At 42.7% G+C, this 21,740-nt stretch carries 19 protein-coding genes; 5 read left to right on the top strand and 14 right to left on the bottom strand.

Annotated features, from left to right (window positions below):
• Nucleotides 1-770: 770 nt before the first annotated feature.
• On the bottom strand, nucleotides 771-1,079 hold the full coding sequence (locus LEP1GSC194_RS22225) for a hypothetical protein (protein WP_036041793.1): 309 nt from the start codon (nucleotides 1,077-1,079) through the stop codon (nucleotides 771-773).
• A 298-nt stretch (nucleotides 1,080-1,377) separates the two neighbouring features.
• Between LEP1GSC194_RS22225 and LEP1GSC194_RS08300 the strand changes: the two genes are divergently transcribed.
• Entirely contained in the window at nucleotides 1,378-2,484 is a 1,107-nt protein-coding gene (locus tag LEP1GSC194_RS08300; RefSeq protein ID WP_020773131.1) for a DNA alkylation repair protein, read from the top strand.
• Nucleotides 2,485-2,846: 362 nt separating this feature from the next.
• Here LEP1GSC194_RS08300 and LEP1GSC194_RS08295 read toward each other — a convergent pair whose 3' ends face one another.
• From LEP1GSC194_RS08295 to LEP1GSC194_RS08285, 3 genes are read right to left on the bottom strand one after another with little or no spacing between them, the layout of a single operon-like run.
• Complete coding sequence (locus tag LEP1GSC194_RS08295) at nucleotides 2,847-3,530, bottom strand: TIGR00266 family protein (protein WP_020773133.1); 684 nt, start codon at nucleotides 3,528-3,530, stop codon at nucleotides 2,847-2,849.
• A 14-nt stretch (nucleotides 3,531-3,544) separates the two neighbouring features.
• The gene (locus LEP1GSC194_RS08290; protein WP_020773121.1) at nucleotides 3,545-4,219 is read right to left on the bottom strand and encodes a TIGR00266 family protein; all 675 of its coding nucleotides are present in this window, start codon (nucleotides 4,217-4,219) and stop codon (nucleotides 3,545-3,547) included.
• Nucleotides 4,220-4,234: 15 nt separating this feature from the next.
• On the bottom strand, nucleotides 4,235-4,900 hold the full coding sequence (locus LEP1GSC194_RS08285; protein WP_020773090.1) for a TIGR00266 family protein: 666 nt from the start codon (nucleotides 4,898-4,900) through the stop codon (nucleotides 4,235-4,237).
• A gap of 86 nt (nucleotides 4,901-4,986) precedes the next feature.
• Between LEP1GSC194_RS08285 and LEP1GSC194_RS08280 the strand changes: the two genes are divergently transcribed.
• From LEP1GSC194_RS08280 to ptsP, 3 genes are all read left to right on the top strand, one after another.
• The gene (locus LEP1GSC194_RS08280; RefSeq protein ID WP_020773170.1) at nucleotides 4,987-5,655 is read left to right on the top strand and encodes an SDR family oxidoreductase; all 669 of its coding nucleotides are present in this window, start codon (nucleotides 4,987-4,989) and stop codon (nucleotides 5,653-5,655) included.
• A 409-nt stretch (nucleotides 5,656-6,064) separates the two neighbouring features.
• A complete protein-coding gene (lpxC, locus tag LEP1GSC194_RS08275; RefSeq protein ID WP_020773127.1) occupies nucleotides 6,065-6,970 on the top strand; it encodes a UDP-3-O-acyl-N-acetylglucosamine deacetylase in 906 nt (301 codons plus the stop codon).
• A gap of 128 nt (nucleotides 6,971-7,098) precedes the next feature.
• Complete coding sequence (ptsP, locus tag LEP1GSC194_RS08270) at nucleotides 7,099-8,841, top strand: phosphoenolpyruvate--protein phosphotransferase (RefSeq protein ID WP_051185256.1); 1,743 nt, start codon at nucleotides 7,099-7,101, stop codon at nucleotides 8,839-8,841.
• On the opposite strand, the gene LEP1GSC194_RS08265 is transcribed toward ptsP, so the two are convergent.
• The 3 genes from LEP1GSC194_RS08265 to LEP1GSC194_RS08255 form a co-directional block, all read right to left on the bottom strand.
• Nucleotides 8,838-9,521 (bottom strand): LIC11631 family protein, encoded by a 684-nt coding sequence (locus tag LEP1GSC194_RS08265; protein ID WP_020773123.1) that lies wholly within the window; start codon nucleotides 9,519-9,521, stop codon nucleotides 8,838-8,840. The two genes, ptsP and LEP1GSC194_RS08265, sit on opposite strands and share 4 nt — an antisense overlap.
• An 88-nt stretch (nucleotides 9,522-9,609) precedes the next feature.
• Nucleotides 9,610-11,655, bottom strand: coding sequence for an AMP-dependent synthetase/ligase (locus tag LEP1GSC194_RS08260; RefSeq protein ID WP_036041790.1), 2,046 nt, complete (start codon nucleotides 11,653-11,655; stop codon nucleotides 9,610-9,612).
• Between the two features lie 164 nt (nucleotides 11,656-11,819).
• On the bottom strand, nucleotides 11,820-12,317 hold the full coding sequence (locus LEP1GSC194_RS08255) for a TlpA disulfide reductase family protein (RefSeq protein ID WP_036041802.1): 498 nt from the start codon (nucleotides 12,315-12,317) through the stop codon (nucleotides 11,820-11,822).
• Between the two features lie 87 nt (nucleotides 12,318-12,404).
• Here LEP1GSC194_RS08255 and LEP1GSC194_RS08250 point away from each other — a divergent pair, with 87 nt between their 5' ends.
• A complete protein-coding gene (locus LEP1GSC194_RS08250; protein ID WP_020773092.1) occupies nucleotides 12,405-12,827 on the top strand; it encodes a hypothetical protein in 423 nt (140 codons plus the stop codon).
• Nucleotides 12,828-12,948: 121 nt separating this feature from the next.
• On the opposite strand, the gene LEP1GSC194_RS08245 is transcribed toward LEP1GSC194_RS08250, so the two are convergent.
• Genes LEP1GSC194_RS08245 through LEP1GSC194_RS08215 form a run of 7 tightly spaced genes read right to left on the bottom strand, consistent with a single transcriptional unit; the run spans nucleotide 12,949 to nucleotide 21,706 of the window.
• Nucleotides 12,949-14,115, bottom strand: coding sequence for a glycosyltransferase family 4 protein (locus LEP1GSC194_RS08245; protein WP_020773126.1), 1,167 nt, complete (start codon nucleotides 14,113-14,115; stop codon nucleotides 12,949-12,951).
• Between the two features lie 16 nt (nucleotides 14,116-14,131).
• The gene (locus LEP1GSC194_RS08240; RefSeq protein ID WP_020773168.1) at nucleotides 14,132-14,977 is read right to left on the bottom strand and encodes a 3'(2'),5'-bisphosphate nucleotidase CysQ; all 846 of its coding nucleotides are present in this window, start codon (nucleotides 14,975-14,977) and stop codon (nucleotides 14,132-14,134) included.
• Between the two features lie 24 nt (nucleotides 14,978-15,001).
• On the bottom strand, nucleotides 15,002-15,439 hold the full coding sequence (locus LEP1GSC194_RS08235; protein WP_020773132.1) for an LIC11625 family surface-exposed protein: 438 nt from the start codon (nucleotides 15,437-15,439) through the stop codon (nucleotides 15,002-15,004).
• A 60-nt stretch (nucleotides 15,440-15,499) separates the two neighbouring features.
• On the bottom strand, nucleotides 15,500-17,698 hold the full coding sequence (locus LEP1GSC194_RS08230; protein ID WP_036041800.1) for an ATP-dependent helicase: 2,199 nt from the start codon (nucleotides 17,696-17,698) through the stop codon (nucleotides 15,500-15,502).
• Between the two features lie 2 nt (nucleotides 17,699-17,700).
• A complete protein-coding gene (locus tag LEP1GSC194_RS08225) occupies nucleotides 17,701-20,607 on the bottom strand; it encodes a BamA/OMP85 family outer membrane protein (RefSeq protein ID WP_036041798.1) in 2,907 nt (968 codons plus the stop codon).
• 41 nt (nucleotides 20,608-20,648) lie between these two features.
• Nucleotides 20,649-21,098, bottom strand: coding sequence for an ExbD/TolR family protein (locus LEP1GSC194_RS08220; RefSeq protein ID WP_017807627.1), 450 nt, complete (start codon nucleotides 21,096-21,098; stop codon nucleotides 20,649-20,651).
• Between the two features lie 2 nt (nucleotides 21,099-21,100).
• Entirely contained in the window at nucleotides 21,101-21,706 is a 606-nt protein-coding gene (locus LEP1GSC194_RS08215) for a MotA/TolQ/ExbB proton channel family protein (RefSeq protein WP_020773173.1), read from the bottom strand.
• Nucleotides 21,707-21,740 lie beyond the last annotated feature (34 nt).

Genomic DNA, 21,740 nt, shown 5'->3' with positions numbered 1-21,740 from the left:
CGGAACGATTCTCCCCAAGAGTCGAACTGATTTTACAATCGGAATTAAGTAATAGAGTTCCCATACCAAATACGGTTCTCGGAACGTATTGGAACGGATCGAATTCAACCGGCAAAAGAAGAAGTTTACCTCTTTTTTCTAAAAAAACTTTAACCTAATTTGTAAGTGTTCCTACTTTCTTGAATCATAGGTGTCACTCTAAAATGTGTGAGTTCCCACATTTCAAGTGACGAGAGGTTAGTCTGAGAGGGGTGGAATTTTTCAACTCTTCCCTTGTAAAGTCCTGAAATCTAATTTCTGACTCATGATCCCTTAAAACGTGTGAGTTCCCACATTTCAAGTGGCAAGAAGTTAGTTTGATAGTAGTTGGAACTTTCCAACTCCAAATTGTTTCGATCGAAAATACTTTTTCCGGATTCATACAGAGGAGAATTGCTTAGGGTTCTTTTTCAAACTCGGGTCCCGTTTGATAAATTTAAGAACAAGTTTTATAATAAAATGACAATCGACCTAATTTTTTTTCTGAGTGATTTCAAAAACTTCAACAAAATTATTACAGTTTATCGCAACAAATTAAAATAAGTCCTTAAAACGACTTCAAACGAAATATAAAATATTCATAAATTTTAATATACTGTATCAATTTTATAATAGAGTTGTTGAAGAATTAATTCTCCATTTGTTTCTGTTTCCTTGAAATGGACAATTGAAGCAGTTTTGTTAATCGCGACTATTGAATTTTTCAACAACTCTAATGTAAAAATCGCCTCTTAAAGTCTCCATTTAGACGGTCTTGCGAAATTGTGAAATCTACCGGAAGGAACATGAAAAGGATTCTGTTTATATCCTCCGCCGCCATTTCCAACACCGTAATAAGGGTTATTTCCATAATAATACGGATAAGGTTGATTTCGATAACCGTAATCGTTGATATATCGATCACAATTCTGAGAATATGCGGCGTCCATTGTGCGACAATCGTCGTAGTGTCGATATGGACCGGTATAACAACCTGCTGATAAAAAAAACATCATTCCCAATAACCCGAAATAGAAGAAGAATTTTGCGTTAGCGTCCACAAAGGCCTCCTAAAAAATTAGACCCATCGAATATGGATAAATCTTATCGAATTCACGGAAAAATGTCCATAGGGAAACTCCCTAATGCGAAAATCCCTTAAAACAAAACGGTTGCGTTTATGAAAAAGAACGAAATTTTGTTAACTAACGTAAGTTCGGCATAAAAAAATTTGGGCGAATAAGAAACTCAATGCGTTCGCTTCCTATGGGTCGCAACATATAATCGCTTTCGCATTTGTTATGCCGAACTCACGTTAACTAAAAGAAAGTTTTTTAAAAGACTTCCGGAATTTCTTATATGGCCGAATTACTCAAAGATCTATATTCAAAAAATGTATTGGAAAGAATTGCGACTTCCTTTTCGGAGGAACTTCCTTCCGTTCCCCGGGATGAATGGATTCGAAGATTCAAACAAAAAGACTGGAGGCGACTCGAACTGAAACAAAGGATTCGCAGAATCGGAGAAATTTTGGCGGAAGCCCTGCCGAAGCCGTTTCCAAAAACTATGGAACCCTTGCTTAAGATTACGGATTCGTTCGAGGAATCCTTTAAAGGAAAGGAAGTTTTTCTTACGATCTTTTTGGGCGACGTCGTAGAAATTCTTGGAATGGATCACCCGAAAGAATCCATGCAAGCGATCGAAAGAATTACCAAATTGATTTCTTGCGAATTTTCGATTCGACCTTTTTTAATCCGACATCCGGAACTCGTCTGGAAACAAATGTTGAAATGGTCTTTACACGAGAACTCTGGCGTTCGTAGATTATCCTCCGAAGGAAGTAGACCTAGACTTCCCTGGGGAATGGGAATTCCGGGTCTAAAACAAGATCCTCGGAGAACTCTTCCGATTCTGGAAAATCTGAAAGACGACGAGGATGAAGTGGTGCGTAGAAGCGTCGCCAACCATCTGAACGATATTTCCAAAGACCATCCGGATTTAGTTTTAGAGATTGCGGAAAAATGGATCGGGTTTTCAAAAGAAAGGGATACACTTTTAAAACACGCGTTACGCGGTCTTTTAAAAGCGGGAAATCAAAGAGCCCTTAAAATTTTCGGCTTTGGTTCCAAAGTAAATGCAAAAATCCTAAATTTCAAATTGAAATCTAAGACTGTCAAAATCGGTGAAAGCCTATCTTTCGACTTTACGGTACAATCGGACGAATCGCGACAAACTCGTCTCAGAATCGAATACAAGATTCAATATGCGAAAGTTTCCGGAAAGACGTCCAAAAAAGTCTTTCAAATCGAAGAAAGGCTTTTCCTTCCGAATGAATCGGTCCGTTACGAAAAGAAACAATCGTTTCAACAGATGACGACCCGAGTCCACGTTCCCGGAAAACATACCTTGGAAGTACATATAAACGGAGTTCTTAAGTCAAAGGTCGATTTCCAAGTCGTTCTTTGATTTTAGGGGCCGGTTTTTGCGGATAGGAATGACCTTACCGTATTTGTGAGTAAAGTTATGATTCTAATATTACGATTTTATGGATTTCATTTTGTTTTTCGGGTAAGAATCCCATTTTGACGTTTTAGAAAATCACCGCGCAAAGGATCGATGAACAACTAAAGCGTCTCGCTTTCTTCTATGGGCGCTTCGACAGGATCAATAAATTTGTGATTCGGTCCTTTTTTGAAATAGATAGGTTTGAAATTTATTGACCGAAGTAGAGAGCCTGATGGTCGGAACTCTCAAAAGATTTCTTTTTATCGGAAAGATCCGCCGACCATGCGCCCAATTCTATTTTAGAAAACACGATTATAACGGACTCAACTTGAGGATGAGGATTTTTCCACTCTTCTCCATTGATTGGCCCAAGCAGCAAACGAGTTTTGGTTTCTGGATTGGATGTACAACTTTCCGCTTCCGGAAAACACGGCCACTAAACCTTCACCGCTCAAGAAAAGAGATTTGAGTCCCCCGACTTTTTGAATCGTATAATTCAAAGTTCCTTCAAAACCTACGATATGACCCGTATCCACGACATACTCGCCGCTAACGTCGATCGTATGAATCGCCCCAAAGCTCGAAAAGAAAAGATCTCCCGCTCCGCTTACTTTCAAAAAGAACAAACCTTCTCCGGAAAAAAAACTTTTGAATCCACCCCACTTACTATCAATCGTAAGAGATTCGGAACCCGCGACATATGCGCCTCTGCTTAGAATGAGTTCTTCTCCGTTCATCTTACGGTATTCGATATCACCTTGAGTCGCACTTGTCAAAAAAAGAGTTCCCTTGCCACCTTCGGCTTTGAACGTATTTTGGAAAAAGGATTCGCCGCTCAGTAACGCGCGTTTGGCGGAAGCCCAGATTCCGCCTTCGGCCTTAGTCGCCATCTTTATGGCGGGACTCATCGCCACCATCGCGCCCGATTCGGCTCGGATGGATTCTCCGTTTTCTAATTGAACTTGAACGATTGGAAAATCAGGTTTTAATAATATTTCGTGTTTCACGATTTTCTGCTCCCTTATCTTTTGATCGGAGGTAACTGGTTTCTAAACCAACTACCCAAAGAAGGAACATTTCTGGATTGAATCCAAACGCGCCCTTTCCCTTTAAAACGAGCCACAAGTCCTTCCCCGCCCAGAAAAAAGGACTTCCAACCCCCGAACTTAGTCATCTCGTAATTTAAACCCTCGTCAAATGCGACGATATGCCCCGTGTCCACGATCATTTCTCCGTCCACGTTCAACACGTCGATTCCTCCGTAACTCGAAATCAACAGAGGACCGTTTCCGGAAAGTTTGAGGAAGAATAAGGATTCTCCGCTGATAAATCCTTTGAGTCCTTGAAACTTTGTGTCCATTTCTATATTCGGCGACGAAGCGAGAAAGGAACTGGATTGAACGTACACCGTTCCGGACAACTCGATTCTTTCCACGTCTCCGGGAAGAGTCGGCGCAAGCAGAACCTCTCCGTTTCCGGAAGAAGCGGTAAACGTGTTCATCCAGAAAGATTCTCCTCCGAGGAACGCCGCCTTTAAACTTTTTAAAAATCCGCCTTGTTGCGCTTTGTGGGTTTGGATCGTAATTCCCGAACTCATGGACATCATGGAGCCGGATTCGGCTTTGATCGATTCCCCTCCGTTCAGAAGAATTTTCGCAAAACTGTAGGATGGTTTGCTAAGAATTTCAATATTCATAATATTCCCTTTTTATTAACTAGGAAGAAGACCCGTGAGCCAGGACAGAAAACCCGATGGAACTCTCGTTTGAATCAACACCTTTCCGTGCCCCGTAAATTCCATCACCAAACCTTCTCCTCCGAAAAGAGTGGACTTCCAACTTCCTCCGGCCTTTGCGATTTTATACTGAAGACTTTTGTCGAAGGCAACGACGTGTCCCGTATCAATCGTATAAGATCCTTGAACGTCGATCGGAAGAATTCCGCCGTAGGCGTTTAAGAACAACTTTCCTTTTCCCATAACTTCCAAAAGAAAAACCCCTTCTCCTCCGAAAAAGGAACGCAGCCCGCCGAACTTCGGTTTCATCGTAATCGTTTCATCGGATGCAAGGTAAGCCCCGGCTTCCACGAAAAGTCCCGTCTCGGTCAGATCCAATCCGACTACGTCACCCGGAAGTTCGGGAGCAAGACCGATCTCCGCTCCTGCAGCGGGTGCTTTGAAGATATTGAAGAAAAAAGATTCTCCTCCGAAAAATCGTCTGGAGATTGCGGAAAGAAATCCGCTCCCCATTTTCGTTTCCACATTGATACCCGGAGTCATATAAACCATAGCCCCCGATTCGGCTTTGATCGTTTGGCCCGGAGAAAGTTTTACTTTCAGAAAAGAATACGAAGGTTTGTGAATGATCTCGTAATTCATAGATGATGCAATGTAAATAAATTGACTTAAACGTCAATCGGAAAAGTACTTTCAGAACCGCTCTTCATTCTTAGTTTGGAGGAAGAATGATTCAAAGAAACGTTTTGATTACCGGCTCCAATCGAGGAATCGGTCTGGAACTCACCAAACAATTTCTCTCTCGAGGAGATCAAGTTTTCGCCGTATGTAGAAAATCTTCCCAAGATTTGATTCGTTTAAAACCGACTCGCATCATGGACGGTGTGGACGTTTTGAATTCGAACTCGATTCGAGATCTATCCGCCAAACTACTCGATACGAAAATTGATATTCTTATCAACAATGCGGGAATTTTGATTCCCGATAACCTGCAAAGTTTGGATGAGGAAAACGTTTACACACAATTTTTAGTGAACGCCTTGGGGCCTCTCAAAATGGCGAAAGCTTTGCTTTCCTCTTTAAATCCGAACGCGAAACTCGTCTTCCTTACGAGTAGGATGGGTTCGATCGCCGACAATAATTCCGGTTCTTATTATGGTTATAGAGCTTCCAAGGCTGCGTTGAACGCGATCGCGGTAAATTTGGCCCGTGATTTAAGCGCGAAAGGAATCTCCGTCGGAATCTTTCATCCGGGCATGGTAGCGACTCGGATGACCGGAGGCCAAGGAATTCCTACAACCGAAAGCGCGCAAGGTCTTATAAAACGGATCGAGTCCTTGAATTTAAGCAACTCCGGAAAATTTTTTCATCAGAACGGAGAGGAACTTCCCTGGTAACATCCGTTTTTTTTTAGTGATTAACGTGAAGTTCGTTTTAGATTTTCAGTGGATAGGGATCAGATGTCAGGTGTAGCTGTAGCGCCCTAGGAAAAGACGTCAGGAAAAGGCCGGACAATGCGACCATAACCGTGGTCCTCGGGATACACAGTTGTAAAAAAGAGACAGAAAAAGGGAAATTGATTTCAAATTATGTCGGATTAGGTCGGAAAACCGGGTTTGAAAGCCTAAAAAAATCGATTTTAATAGATCTTTTGGCATAGAGTTTGCTTAATAGACTAAGGAGACGAAATCTCGGATTTGAAAAAGAATTCCGATTTTTTCTCTTAACAAACTCAAAAGCGAACTTCGAATCCTTACAGGCCGTCTTTTGATAGAAGGTCTTTCGGAAAATCGAAAATTCAAAACTATGAAAGAAACCCTATATAGAAAATCCATACAAGATACAGTTAGAATCAAAGGAATCGGGCTTCATTCCGGAAAGGAAGTGAATCTAATCGCTCATCCGGCGCCGTCTGGCACGGGAATCGTTTTTGAATACCGAAAAGGCTTGGAAAAAGCCTCGATATCCGCCGAACTCAGCAACGTGGTCGATACAAGTAACGCGACTACCTTAGGAGACGGACTCCATAAGATCCAAACTGTGGAACATCTTTTGGCTGCGGTTTATGCGCTCGGTTTGACGGATCTGATTTTAGAAATCGACGCAGTGGAAGTTCCGATCATGGACGGCTCCTCGCTTCCCTTCTTACAGGCGCTCGAATCGGCGGGAATCGTAGAATATCCCGAAATCGTAGAACCGATTTACGTTAAAAATCCTCTTTGGGTCGTGGACGGGGATAAATATCTTGTTTTACTCCCCAGCAACGAACTCAAAGTAACTTACACGATCGACTTCAATCATCCCCTACTCAAAGGACAAAACATTACGATTTCCCTGGACAGAGAAACGATCAAACAGGAAATTCTCCCGGCACGAACGTTCGGATTTCTCAAGGACGTGGAGGCACTCCAAGCGAGAGGTCTCGCGATGGGTGGTTCCCTGGACAACGCGATCGTCTTGACCCAGGACGGGTATTTGAACCAACAACTCCGTTTTGAAAACGAATGTGTTCGTCATAAGATTTTGGACCTTTTCGGAGACATTTCCATTGCGGGTCGTCCGATTATTGGGCATTATCTCGCATCCAAAGCGGGACATGCCCTGGATATTTCCATGGCTAAACTCGTGATGAGTAGCGTAACCGGAGATGAGATCAGCAAATACAAAAGTCGTAGAATCCCACTATTCAAAAGAAAAGTGGCAGTCGTCTAAACTTCTCGACTTTGTGATTCCGGTCGGTATAAGACCGGAATTTTACACGTTTCGCTTCCGACCCGGAAAAGAATTGTCAGATTCTTCTTTTGGGGAATTCTGTAGTCGAGTTTAAACTTCGTTCTAGAATGATCCCCTCCAAGCGTATAGTTTTTTCAGGAATTACGGCCTTTCCAGGAAAACTATACGGTAAGGTCTTAAAAACCGGAAAAAAACGAAATACAATTCTCACGGGAACCTACGTCCACGAATCCGAAAAGGAAGAAGAAGTAGAAAAGTTCCACGTTGCTTTGGAAGAAAGTCTCCACAGTTTACGGATCCTGATTACTTCCCTCGAAACTTCCGGACCGGATCAAAAAGAAGTTCAGGAAATTTTAGAAACACAGGCTATGATTTGTTCGGATCCGGGTCTTGCCACCTCGGTTCGAAAAAGAATCTTGGAATTCGGAGAGAATGCGATTCTGGCCGTGCAAAACGTAACTCATGAAATCTCCGAAAAATTCAAAGCCATGGAGAACGAATTCTTCCGGGAAAGAGTGGATCATTTCCAAGACGTCTCCAATCGATTGATCGAATTCCTCGCCGGCAAAAAGGAAGAAGACTCTTTTCTTTCCGGTTTGAAAGAGGATTTGATCTTAGTCGCGAGGGATCTCACTCCTTCTCAGATGATTCTTATGGATAAAACCCGCATTCGCGGAATCGCGACCGACCTTGGCGGAAAAACAGGACATATGGCGATTCTAGCCAGAAACTACGGGATTCCTACGATCGTAGGACTGAAAGATTTTTCCACACACGTCAAAGACAACGAATTTATCTTTTTAGACGCCGAGTCCGGAAACGCGGTCCGCTTTCCGACTCTGGAAGAAGTGAAGTATTACGGATTCTCTTCTTCTTATCCCGTGGAAGAAAGCGAAACCAAAAAAATAAGAGCCGTAAGTAAGGACGGAATCCGAGTTAGGATCAAATGCAATCTTGAAACCGAACTCGACTGCGAACAGGCGATCAAATTCGGAGCCGAAGGTGTAGGGCTTTTTAGAAGTGAGTCTTTATTTTTAAAATACCAAGACAGCAACGTTTCCGGAGAAGAACAGTTCCTCGCTTACAAAGCGATCGCGGAAGGAATGTTGGACAAACCCGTAATCATCCGCACATTCGATATCGGAGCCGATAAGTTTTCTACGGGTGAACTCGAAGAAAATCCGTTTTTAGGAAACCGAGGTATACGATACTCACTTTCCAACCAGGAATGGTTTTCCGAACAACTAACGGCGATTTTGCGAGCCTCCGCTTTCGGAAACGTGAGTATTTTACTTCCTATGATCACGGGACCGGCGGAAATCATTCGAACCCGTGTAATCTTGGAAGAATGTAAGCGCAGACTAAGCGCCAAAAAAGAAAAATACAATAAGAAAATCAAGATCGGTGCGATGATCGAAACTCCCGCAGCGGTCGCGGCCTTGGATCTAATCGCCAGGGAAGCAGACTTTTTTTCCGTGGGAACGAACGATCTGCTTCAATACATCATGGCCGTGGATCGAAACAATATTCACGTTTCGTCTTTGTACAATCCTTATCATATCGCTTTTTTGAGAGCCTTGATCCGAATCGTGGAAGTTTCAAGGGATTACGACAAACCTCTCAGTATTTGCGGAGAACTCGCGTCCGATACGGACTTTACGATTTTCTTAATCGGGATCGGAATCCGGGAACTTTCAGTTTCGATTCCGTTCTTAAATCCGATTCGAAAGATCATCCGATCGATTTCCCTACATCAGGCGGGAACACTCGTTAAAAAGATATTAGAACTTTCTGAAGAAGAAAACTACGAAAGTATAGAGGCCTTCCTCTTTAGCAAACATCTTAGTTAAGACTTTTCGATTTCCAAAATTAAAAATACGAAAGAATTCCAGATCTTTTCCTTCTCCTGAAAGAAAACCGGACCTATATTATCTTTTTCTTTTTTCAGACAAAGATAAGAATGTTTGTCCGTTCTTAAGTAAAATTTTCCGCAGCTTCCCGCAACGGCTTGAATGAGGTTTTTGAGAAGTTTTGGAAGATTTTTTTCATCTTCGGGAAGAGCGACTCCAGCGATCAAGATTTCCCGATTTTCAAAACATCCTTCGATGGTAACCGCCTTCGGATCCCATTCTGCAAACAAGGCTTTTTCGTACGTAGCAAGAGCGGGGTTCAAAATTTCGTGGATTGTCGAACTCATCCTCATCGGAAATTTTTTTCCAAACACTTTCGGGATAAAACCTTTGGTTTGAAAAAGATTCCAGTTTTCAAATTCTTCGATTTTGGAAAGCCCCAATACGAATCCGGAACTAAGGCCTTGTACGGTAATCTTACTCTCGCAATAATCGGCAAGGATCGCTCTCATACAAAGAAAACCCAGATTGAACAAAGAAAATTCGGTTACTTTGGAAAAGTCCCAAATCTCGTTTTCTCTAAGCGGAGAAAGGTAAAGATTGTCAAGGGCATATAAATCTCCGTGTCCGAAAGGGGAAAACACCGAGTATTTTTGAATTTGTTGATGAGTTCCGGTCATACAAATTCTATCGGTAGGACGGGAGATTCTCCGAAGAAATAAAAAAAGCCGACCTGAAGGTCGGCCTCGGATTAAAAATTAGAAAATTCTAATCTTGGTTCGTAGAATAGATTTTCTTGATCTTGTCGATGTATTTTTCCGTGATCACATGACGTTTCATCTTCATCATATTGTTGAGTTCATCGCCCACTTCGAACGGCTTCGAAATCAAGATGAAAGGAGTCACCTGTTCGAAGGACTTGAATCCGTTTTTGGTATTGTTCAAGGCCTTGATTTCCTTTCTGTAAAGATCGTAAACCTTCGGGTTTTCGATCAATTTTTCTTTGTTTGATTCATTTATCCCGTTTTCTTGCGCCCATTCCTGAAGTTTTTCGAAATCCGGAACTACAAGCGCGCCTAAATTCTTTTGATCCTGTCCGATCACCATACACTGGCTGATGTAAGCGGATTCCTGAAGTTTGTTTTCGATCGGTACCGGCTCGACGTTTTCCCCGCCGAGAAGGACCACGGTATCCTTAGCACGACCGGTAAGAGTTAGGGTTTTCTTGAAATTGATCATTCCCATATCTCCGGTATTCATCCAACCGTCCACGATCGCCTTGGAAGTAGCTTCTTCGTTTTTGAAATAACCTTTCATCACTTGAGGACCTTGAACGAAGACAACTCCCTTTAATCCTAGTTTTCCTTGAGTGATGTTTCCATTTTCGTCGATTTCGGTCAAGACTGCGTTGTTATCATTGCGGATCTGAAGTTTCGTTTTTGGAACGATCACACCCACGGAACCTATGATGAGCTTTTCAAAAGTTCTGACGGAAATCACCGGAGAAGTTTCGGTCATACCATAACCTTCCAAAACATTGATTCCGATATTACCGAAAAATTCGTCCACGTGTCTCGGAAGCGCCCCGCCTCCGGAAATGGACGCTTTTAACTGACCGCCCGTAGCCGCTCTGATCTTAGCCAAAACGATTTTGTCCAACGTAAAGCTGTTCAAAATAAGCGCCAAACCCGCAACGGTGTAAAGAGGAGAAGTCAGAAAATACAGTTCGGTTCCAGCGAAATAAGCGCCTAACGCGCCTGCGAGAAAGGTCAGAGTGAACGGTCCCGTTAAAAGAAGCTGGATAAACATTAGAATTCCGTAAAAGAAGGATACGATCGGATTTCTTCCGGTATAATCCACCTCGATTCCTTTCAAAAAACGGAGCGCTTGATTTTTCTTTCTGGAAAAGAAATACGCGAGCTTAAAAAGACCTCTGCGAAACGCGGGAGTTTGAGCGGGATCGTTGATTCTGGTATAAATTCCGTTATAGATGTTTTCCCAAAGTCTTGGAGCGGAACCCATAAACGTAGGTTTTACTGTAGCCAAATCCTGACGAAGATCTCTTACGTTCGTGTAATACGTCGCCGCGCCGAGTCCGAGACAAACGTATTCTACGACTCTTTCGAATACGTGCCAAATCGGAAGGATGGAAAGAAGGCGAGCGTCCGATTTGATGTCCAACATCGGGCTTACATAGTTTACCTGATGCATCATGTTGGAATGTTTCAACATTACACCCTTGGGAAGTCCGGTAGTTCCGGACGTATAAATCAACGTGAATAAGTCTTCCGAATCGATTGCGGCGACTCTCTCTTCCGCCTTTTTGGATCCGTCCGTCCGAAGTTTTTTTCCTTTTTCAATCAGATCCTGCATCTTCAATAAGCCGGGAGCGTTGCTCATCGGGTCCAGCATAATTAAGGTTTTCACGTTCGTCAGCTGAGACTTGTTTCGGTTGAATTTCTCGAGCATCTTATCGTTTTCGATAAAAACCACTTCCACTTCCGAGTGATTGAGAATATAAACGATTTCTGAATCCGTAACATCGGTTCCACGGGGAACGTTAGCCGCGCCAGCAAGGATCACGCCATAATCCGCGATGATCCATTCGATTCGATTGTCAGCGAACAAACCTACTCTTTGTTTCTGTTGAACGCCTAATTCGATCAGAGCTTCGGCAAGTTGAATTCCTTGCTCATACAATTGGCCGTAAGTCGTAGGGTAATAATCCTTTTTAGAATCCTTGGAAAAGAAAGCCGGTAGGTCCCGATATTTTTCCGCAGATTCACGAAATAGCTGCGCTAGGTTTTCCGCCATCAAACTTCATTTAACTCCTGGTATCTTTCGTTATCACAACTGGGAATTCCGACAAAGAAGCTGTCGGTAAGGATTCAAGGGTAAATAGGGAACCTGAGAAATAAACCCTTTTTTTAGAAATGCCTTTAGGAAGGTTCTATTTTATTTACTTTGTTATACAATACCTAGGGTGCATCGAACCAATTCGAAAAACTCGCCCTTAACTTCGGATAATCTTTTTCTTGAATGCCGTACTGAATTTTCAATAGGGTTCCGGACTGGCTAAATACGATCAGAGCCGGTTGCCCTTCCACCTTATACTGATTGATGAACGTAAAATTTCGATCCACAAAAAACGGATATGTCATTCCGAACTCGCGTGCAGCTTTCAAGTGTTCCTCTTTGGAAAGTTCCGGTTCGGTATTGATTCCTAAAAGAACGCCATTCTTCCCTTGCAAATCTTTAGAAAGTTTTTCCAAAACCGGAACCGCATCCTTACAAGGTTCGCACCAAGAGGCCCAAACATCCAAGAGTAAAACCCTTCCCTTATATTCCTTGAGAGAAACGGGACGTTCGTCCAAATCGTATAAGGAAAGTTTATAGAGAATCGATTCTTCCTTGGAAAAATTACAAGAGACTACCAGAAAAACAACGAACGTTAAAATCGGACGAAAATTCCACATAACCCATCCTAGTAAAAGAAACGGTAGGAAAGTAAAAGGAAAAAATCTTTTCAGTAAAACGGTTCCCTTCAAATTAGGTTCACTCCAGTGAACCCGATCTTCTATAATTATTTCTCAGGTCCTGAAGAATTTCTATCCTATCTTAAGAACGATCGATTTTCCGGTTCAGGAATGATTTCCACTCCCGCACAAAAGGAACCCTATTTTTCGGAGACAAATCGAAGGGCAAAATTGGAATGTAAGGAAAATCGACTTTTGATCCTCTTAGAAGGAAAGGAAAGTTCAAAATCTTTTTTGATACCTCTGAGTCTGACCGAGACAAATTCAAAGAAAAAACGAAAACTCGAGTTCCTTCCGGATTATCTTCACTTTCAAAATGAGGAAGAAGGATTTTCTGCGAAACTCCAACCTTTGGATCGGAAAAGAATTCATCTCCAGATCGATTCTAAGATCGGATTGGAATTTTCCGGAACCCTTACTCGACTCGACGGTTGGAAGAAATGGTTTTAGGTTTATCGTAAAATCAACTTTAGTCATCATTTTACGGTAGACCTTGAATTTTGCGGGAGTTCCCACATTTTACAGTAGATCTTGAATTTTGCGGGAGTTCCCACATTTCCGTTCAACGAGCTTAGACCGGGTTCTTCGATTTCAGAACTTCTCGGATTTGATTTACGATCGTCTTTGCGGCAGCACTTCGATAGAATTTTTGAATATCCACTTTCTTTCCGGAATACGGTTTTTTGGAAAAATCCAAAAGCGCTTGAGTCCAAAGGTTTTCTTCGAGTTTCAAATACCGAATTTTATTCCCACCGATTTCCCGAAACACCGAAAGATCTGTAACGATCGCCGGTTTTTGAAAACTTAATGCCTCTAAAAGCGGAATCCCGAATCCTTCATATAGGGAAGGAAATACGAATAAGGAACATTTACGATACATGTGAGCAAGTTCTACGTCTGTCGGACTTTCAATCCAAAAGATCCCGGCCGCTTGGCTGTCCTGACTTCGAAGAGTTTCGATAAACGCCGGGTCCTCCCAACCGGCCTTTCCGCCGATTACCCAAGAGATCTTTTGACTTAATTTTACAGATTTTGAATATTCAATGTATGCGTTATATAAAAATTGATAATTTTTTCGGGGTTCGACGGTTGAAACCGAAAGAAAAAATTTTTTAGGGAGGGAATCCACTCTTTCGCCCGGTTTTTTTTTAAGTAAACCCTTAAATTCGGAAAGTTCGATTCCGGGATAAACCACTTGCATCTTTTCGAACGGGATATGAAAGAACTCCGCGACCTCGTTTCGAGTCGATTCCGAAATCGGAAGCAATTTGTCCGCGCGTCGGACCGAACGGGAAAGATAGAACTTTTGCTGAATTCTCGCGAGAGTTCTCATCGTATCCGGAAAACGATACGCAACCAAATCGTTGTATGTAAGGACGGTCGCCGTTTTTTTGGAAAGAAAAGGAGGAAATACTTGTTGGGTTCCCCAGAAAAGATCGAGCGGAATTTTTCTCAGTTGAAGCGGAAGAGCGATCGCAAAATAAAGCCCTCCTTTTTTGGAAAAAAATCCCTCTCCCTTAATAAAACGAATTCCGGGAAGATTCAGAAGGTTCGCATAACTAGGATGAAGATCTCTATGAGAAAAAAGATAAAATTCGAAACTTGGATCCTTTCCCAAATCAAGCAGAGCGCTATGAATCATCTTACCCACGCCGGAAACGGGAGTGGAAAAGGGCCTGGCATCTATGCCGATCCTTATCGGCGAAATTCCTTTTTTTGAATATTCTTTTTTTTTCATATATCTACCGAAAAAATCAATTCCAGTCCCGCAAACCGGATTGAAAGGACGATTTCGAATTTTCCCAAACCTGCTTTAGAGACGGAGTATGTCCTGCGATAAGTCCTTCCCCTCTACCGTTCTTCGTTTGAAATTCATAGGGTTTACCGGATCGAATTTCCAGATCGGAACCTCCGGACGCCTTTACAAGTGCAATTCCTGCGCATATATCCCAATCGTTTTTCGGTTTTAAGGAAACCGAAAGCGCGGCCTTTCCCGCCGCCACCAAGCCGAGTTTATATGCGATCGAACCCATCGCAGAAAACTCCCAACCGGAAGGAATCATGGAGGAGGAAAACAATCCTTCTCTTTCCTCGGTTTTAGAAATGAGGACTTTCTTTGCAGGCTCGGAGTCGTTTAACATTTTTATAAAGTTTCGGGACTCAATGGAAAACGAATCGGGTATCGTTTTCGCCTTTTGATAAACGACGCCTAAATTTTCGGCTCCGTAGATCAGTTCGCACGTAACCGGATTAAAAATCACTCCTAGGATCGCTTTTCCTCGTACGGATAAACCCAGACTGATCGCAAACTCCGGATTTTTATGTACGAATTCGCGGGTTCCGTCGATCGGATCCAAGATCCAAGCCGCTTCTAATTTTGAAATATCCTTTTTTTCTGAATCCTCTTCGGAGAGAATTGGAATATTCGAAAAATGTAATTTTTCGGAAATATGGGACCCGGCTTTTAGGTCGGCTTCGGTGACGGGATCGTTTTTTCCCTTATCGGTGACCTTAAAATCGGAATGATAGATTTCTAATACGATTTTGCCCGCTTCCAAAACGGAATCTACCGCGGGCTGAAGATATTGAATCGGATTCAAAAAAGAAAATACTCGAAACGGAAATTACTTTCCGGCTTTACCGTCGGTGGTCGTATTTTCCTTATGCGGGTCGTCTAAATTCTCGGGACGAAGATAAAACACTTCGTTTTCGGGAGTTTGAAGATAAATTTCGGGATCCATTTTGAAACTGTAAAAGAAAAGATATTTTTTGAATTTTACGTAAACCGTATACGTTCCCTTTTGCGGTTCGTAGAGCATAGTTTCCGCGTTCAAATCCTTCGTGATTTCCTTATACTCGAGATATCTATGATGAAGCGTATACTTTACTGCGGAAAGAAGATTCTTTTCCAAAGTCGCTTTTTTCATTACGTCCGAAAGTTTTACGTTCTTGTTGAATTCTTCCACCTTGTTGAATTCTTCCACGAGACCTTGCGACTTTCCCGCCTGAAGGCCGGCAAAGGCAAAGAGAAATATAAGAGAGATTGCGAGTATATTCTTCATCTGAGTTTCCTGTTTCCGTTATTAATATCGGATTTTAAAACGGACAAACTTACCCCTTCCTTATAATTTCTCAAGCGGAGTGTAGGCAACAAAAAAGTTCTTCTCCACGTTTCCGAACCGGATCGCAACTTTCGTATTTTTTTCCCTGCCTGAAACCGTCAAAATGGTTCCGATTCCGAATTGTTTGTGTTTGACTCGATCTCCCGGTTTTAGAAAGGCGTTGTCCGGAGACGGCGGCGGAGAAAAACCGGAATCGAATTCTTCTTCGGTTTCTCGTACCTTGGATGCAAGAGGCGGCCCTTGCGGCCTTCTTGCCGTGCGTTCTCGGCTTGCATAACCTCTATCTCCAAAACATTCTCTTGGAACCTCGGATAAAAATCGGGATGGGATTCGATCTTCGACTTTTCCGAATTTTCTGGAAGTCCTGCAATAACTCAGGAACAATTCTTCCTGAGCGCGTGTGAGAGCGACGTAAAAAAGTCTTCTTTCCTCTTCGTCTCCGAAATGAGAATCCTCCAAACTCATGCTATGGGGAAATGTGCCTTCTTCCAATCCAGAAAGAAAAACGATTTCGAATTCTAGACCTTTCGCGTTATGCACCGTCATGAGGTTCACGTAGTCCGTTAGCTCTTTCGTATCTTCTTCGCTTGTGATCAAACTGATTTGATTCAAGTATTCTTCCAAAGAGGGAGAATTGGAATTTTTTTCGTATTCCTCGATCGAGTTGACGAGTTCCTGAAGGTTTTCCAAACGAGCGACCGATTCTTCCGATCCTTCGTCCTTTAAGTGGGACATGAGACCGGAAAGATTCAAAAGTTCTAATGCGATTTCGGAAGGAGAAGAACCCTTTTCGGATTTTTCAATCAAATCGCCGAATAGATTATAAAGTTCTCTTCCCTTTGACTTGGCCGCTTTTTTAAGAGGAATGTCTTCCTGTCCCAAGGTTTCCAAAAGAGAAATGCCTTTTTCCAGTGAGAATTCACGGATTTTTTCGATTCCGGAATCTCCGATTCCTCTCGGAGGATAGTTTACGATTCGTAAGAGAGAAACACTGTCGAGCGGATTGGAAACCACGTTCAAGTACGCAATAAAATCCTTGATCTCCGCTCTGTCGAAAAATCGAAAACCTCCGAAAATTTTATACGGAATTCCCGCGTTTCTAAGAGCCTCCTCGAAATATCTGGACTGAGAGTTAGTTCTGTAGAATATTGCAATATTCTTATATTCGGTTCCGCCGGAATACGCGGAGCGAATTCTCTGAATCGCTCCGTGCGCTTCCTCGGATTCGTTTTCGAATTCGTTTAATACGACCGGCGAACCTTTCGGATTGTTCGTAAAGATTTCTTTTTGTTTTCTTTGTGTGTTGTTCGAAATCACTTTCGAAGCCGCGAGTATGATATTCGAAGAAGAACGATAATTCTCCTCGAGTTTGATAACCACGGTTTCAGGAAAATCCTTTTCGAAGTTCAGTATATTTCCGATATCGGCGCCTCTCCAGGAATAGATAGATTGATCGTCGTCTCCAACGACGCAGAGATTTCTTTTTTCACCCGCGAGAAGAAGTACGAGTTCATATTGTACCTTGTTCGTATCCTGGTATTCGTCCACCATCACGTATTCCCATTTGTGGCGGTATTTGGCGATCGCGTCTGGAAACTTTTGAAAAAGTTGAACCGTTTTCCAGATGAGATCTCCGAAGTCGAAGGCACGGCTCGAATCCTTTCTCTTTTCGTATTCCTTGTAAATCGCCGAAACTGCCTTTGAAAAATCGGTGCGACCTTCCCTTTCCAGATAAGCTTCCGGAGACAACATCTTGTCTTTCAAACCGCTGATGTAGTTTCCGAGCATGGAAGGTTTGTAGAACTTCGGATCCAAGGAAAGATCCTTTACGACTTGTTTGAGAAGGGATTCTTGAAGAGTCGTATCGTAAACGGTGAACCCTCCGTCAAATCCGAAAAAAGCCGCTTCCCTTCTCAAAATGTAAAGACAAAGAGAATGGAACGTTTTGATCTGAAGATTTGCAGGTAAAAACGGAACTAAGTGTTTTACCCGTTCTAACATTTCCGCTGCGGCCTTATTGGTAAAGGTCACAGCGCAGATTCTATCGATCCCGTGATTGACGAGAAGATTTGCGATTCTATGTGTGATGACTCGAGTTTTGCCCGAGCCCGCTCCCGCTAAGATCAATACGGGACCGGTTACTTGTAAGACGGCTTTTTTTTGTTCTTCGTTCAGACCGACAAGGAAGGAGGAATCCACGATCAAAACCTATAATCGCCGATCCCGAATACAAACTGAAACGCATTATCGGATTCAAATTTTGTAAAGGGATGATCCGCAACTCCAGTGTATTTCAGTTTCTGCGCGAAGTAAATTCGAAGGGGAAGAACCGGAATCTGAATTCTGAGACCGATTCCCCAGGAAAATCGGAACTTATCCAAAGCGACATTATTTCCGGAAAGTACGAGGTTAGCCGGATTATTGAGTTCTTCGTACGTATAATCGGCTTTTCGAAGAGCGTTCAGATTGTAGTTATTGGCAAGCGCATATCCGACCGGATCTTTCAATTGAGCTTCTCTTACCCTTTGGTCATAGGTGGTGAACAAATCCCTTCGGACCCCGGTCGCTCGGTTGACTTCCTCATACAAGGCCCCCGCGTCGAAAAAGGCGACTAACCAAAGTAAGGTGGGTTCGATCGGGAAACGAAGTTCCGAACCGAAGATCATCCTAGTCGCGGCCCCGTCCCTCCATTCGGTAGGATATTTTGCGTCGTTATAAAACCAACCGCGAAGAGATTCGTAACCGCCTAAGAACTGTAAGTCCTGCAACTGAATGTACGGCTTTTGAATCGGATCCTGTTTTCCGTAATACGGAACTCTTTGATAGGTAAAAAGCGAGGAACTTCTGAATTCTTGAACGACTCTCCAACGTCTGAGTGCGTTGTTTCTAAAAAGTCCGAAAAGGCTGTAATCGAACCAAGTGTGGTAGTACTCCGCAAGAATCCTATATTGATCGAAGTGGGATTGACCGCCGAGAGCCTGACCGACGTTGTCCATCTGAAAAAGTAAATCGTAACCTTGTGTAGGATTAAAAACGTTATCCCGAATGTCATACACGATTCCGTTCGAAACCTGAGAACGGAACTGCCAACCTCTACGAACCTCCGCAAGAACCTGATCCGACACAAGGGAAGAAGGATTTGTGGAAGCGTAGATACTCGGAGAATATCTGTGAAAATGAGTCCAGTTGATAAAAATCCTATGACCGATCCCGACCGTAAAACCGACCCCGTCCCTGGAGTAAACGGCCTGTTCCTTGATGGATTGTTGGTTATTGTTTTCCGTAATCGAAACGGCGCCCACGTTGTAGATTCTAGAAGAGTAAAAAATAGAAAGAGAAAGAGACCAAGGTTTATTGTAAAGCCAAGGTTCCGTCCAAGTGATCTGAAAGAGTCTTCGAAACGGACCGAATTCAAGACGTCCCGAAATTTTTTGACCCGTTCCGTTTAAGTTGTTTTCACCGACTTCGGTAAAAATGGAAAATCCGGTGATCGTCCCGTAACCGCCGCCCATGGAAACCGTTCCGGTGGGTTGTTCGAGAACTTCGATGATCAGATTCATTTTCGTCTGATCCGAACCCGGCCTCATGTTAAAGTTCACTTCCTTAAAATAACCCAGGTTGTAGATTCTTTCCCGGGATCGATTGACCAGAATGGAGTTGAACAGATCTCCCTGTTTAAAAAGAAGTTCCCTTCGAATCACACGATCCTGAGTTTTTTTATTCCCTTTGATGACGACGTTTTCCACATAGGCGAGATTGTTTTCTCGGATATTAAAATCCACGTGAACGAATTTTTTACCGTGTAACTCCGGTTTGGTGTTATAGAGTTGCCTCAGACGTTTGATATGAAGTTGGGAATATTCGTTTTCGCAGATTTTTCTTTCTTCCTCGGATTTACGGCCGTAACAATTCTCGTAGTATTCCAAATTTTCGCGATCGAGAGAAATCACCTTTCTACGAGGAATCACCTGTGCGAATAGATAACCTCTAGAACTGTACAATTCGTTCATGGCTCCACGATCCCGCATAAAACGGGTTTCGTCGAAAATCACTCCGACGTCTCCGTCGTTGTAATCCAGAGTTCTTTCGATTTCTTTTGGAACAAAAAGCGGTTTCAATTCGTCCTTTGTTGTTTCCGGAGGATTTTTTTCCTTGTTCAGGAAGAGAGGTCTTCCTTCTCCGTCCAAAGACATATCGTGATTGAGCGTATAACCGTTGAAAAAATAAACCTGACCTTCGGAAATTTTAATGTTTACGATGATAACTCTTCGGTCTTTTTTTTCCGGATTTTCCCAATGTATCTCCCAGTTGGTTCCTTCCCGGATCAACTCCGCATCCAAATAACCTTTACTTTTCAGATAAGCGACGATCGTATCCTTGTCCTTTTCAAAGGAAGATTCCTTAAAATTTCCACCTTCGAAAACGCCTTCCTCCTTCATTTCCATGACGGAAAGAATTTCAGAAGTTTCGATGGATTCGTTGCCGTAAACGTTGATCTTGGAAACGGGAATCTCTTCTCCTTCATCGATGATAAAACGGACTCGAACCAGATTCGTTTTTGGATCGGGTTTTCCCAGTTCCACTTTTACATACGCTAGGAAAAATCCCTCGTCTCTGTATTTCTGAAGAATCAAATCTCTGGACTTTGTGATCTTTTGAGGTGTAATCACTTCGTTGTCTTTGAGAGGAAGTTTATCTCTTAAATCTGCGGGGAAAACCTCGTCCGCGCCTACAAACTCTAGTTCCTTTACACGAGGTCTTTCTTTGAGATCAAAGATGATCTTCACTCCGTCCTGCAAATCTTCCGCTTGAATATCGACGAAATAGAAAAAACCGGAGTTAAAAAGATTCTTTAAATCCCGATCGAGTATTTTTTTGGTAAGGGTCTTACCGACTTTCATCTCAATCATCGATTCAAGATCGCCGTCGGGAGTATTTTTATTTCCTTTGAATTTGATTTCTTTGATGGTCTTCCCGAAAAAGTCGTTCCGTTTGGAAAGAATTTGGGTCAGTTCACCCGAATAGAATAAAAGTCCTAAAAGGATCGCGAATACGGAACCTTTTAAAATTGGTGAGAATGTTCGTTTCAAAGTAAAAACTAAAGCCACCGGATATTTGCAACCAGAATCAAAACCGTCCAAACCGGAATTTATTTTTCTCCGGAACCAGTTTGTCTTACCATGGCTAGGTTAAACTTGCTTACTCCTGCCTCATTTACCTTATCGATTACTTTGATCACAGTTTGATAACTTGCGGTTCCGTCGCCACGGATAATAACCCGGTTTTTACCCGGTTCTCTTTTGTCCGGAGGACCCAGGAAAACGTTGATTTTTTCGGTAAGTTTTTCCAATGGAACCGGATCAGTATCCTTATCCAAAAAAACCTTGCCATCCTTATTGATCGTAATCACGAGTTCGTCCTTTTTCTTTTCTTGTGCAGTCGAAGAGGAACGAGGAAGTTCGATCTTCATCACCGTCGATTTCTCCAAAGTCGCATTCATCAAAAAATAAATAACGATAAAAGAAATAACGTCGATGAGAGGCGCCAATTCGATTTGGCCCGTTCTGCTTGTGGAGGATCGAAACTTTCTGAATTTCATATTTATTTCAGATATTTGAGAGCTTGACCGGAAAGGTTTTCCATTTCCGCAATCGTATCTTCCTTTTTCTTTTGAAAGTAGTTATAGGCAACATAGGCTGGGATCGCAATCGCAAGTCCCATCGCTGTGGTAATCAAGGCCTCGCTGATCCCTACTTCAGCTCCTCTCGTGCCGGAACCTTCTTCGAAAGAACGAATGATTCCTAGTACGGTTCCTAAAACTCCAAGAAGAGGGGAAATCGTCGCGATCGTCCCGAGTCCGGAAAGAAATCTTTCCATTTTTAGAATCTGCGCAAAACCCGCTGAAAGCATCTCCTCTTCCGCTGCCTCTAAATTTTTAAGCGAAGATTCGACACCGGCTTGAAGAACGAGAACGGACGGTCCGTTGTTCAAACCCTTGAGATAATCGATTGCAGTGTTCCAATTTTTCTGACGAAACAATTCTTTGAGAGAACGCCAGTCGTTGGGATGGATCGGTTTCCACTTAGAAAAATAAATGAGCCTTTCGATGATGATTGTAAAACCGATAATGGAAACTAAAACGATAACGATCGGTACGGATTCCGGAGGAATTGCAGAAATTAGAGAATCGGATTTGGCTAAAAACATTTGAGTAAAATTCTCCCCTTGAGTAGAGTTTAAA

Source organism: Leptospira alstonii serovar Sichuan str. 79601 (genome assembly GCF_000347175.1).
GTDB classification, from domain to species: Bacteria; Spirochaetota; Leptospiria; order Leptospirales; family Leptospiraceae; genus Leptospira; species Leptospira alstonii.
This window is presented reverse-complemented; position numbering and strand designations above follow the sequence as displayed.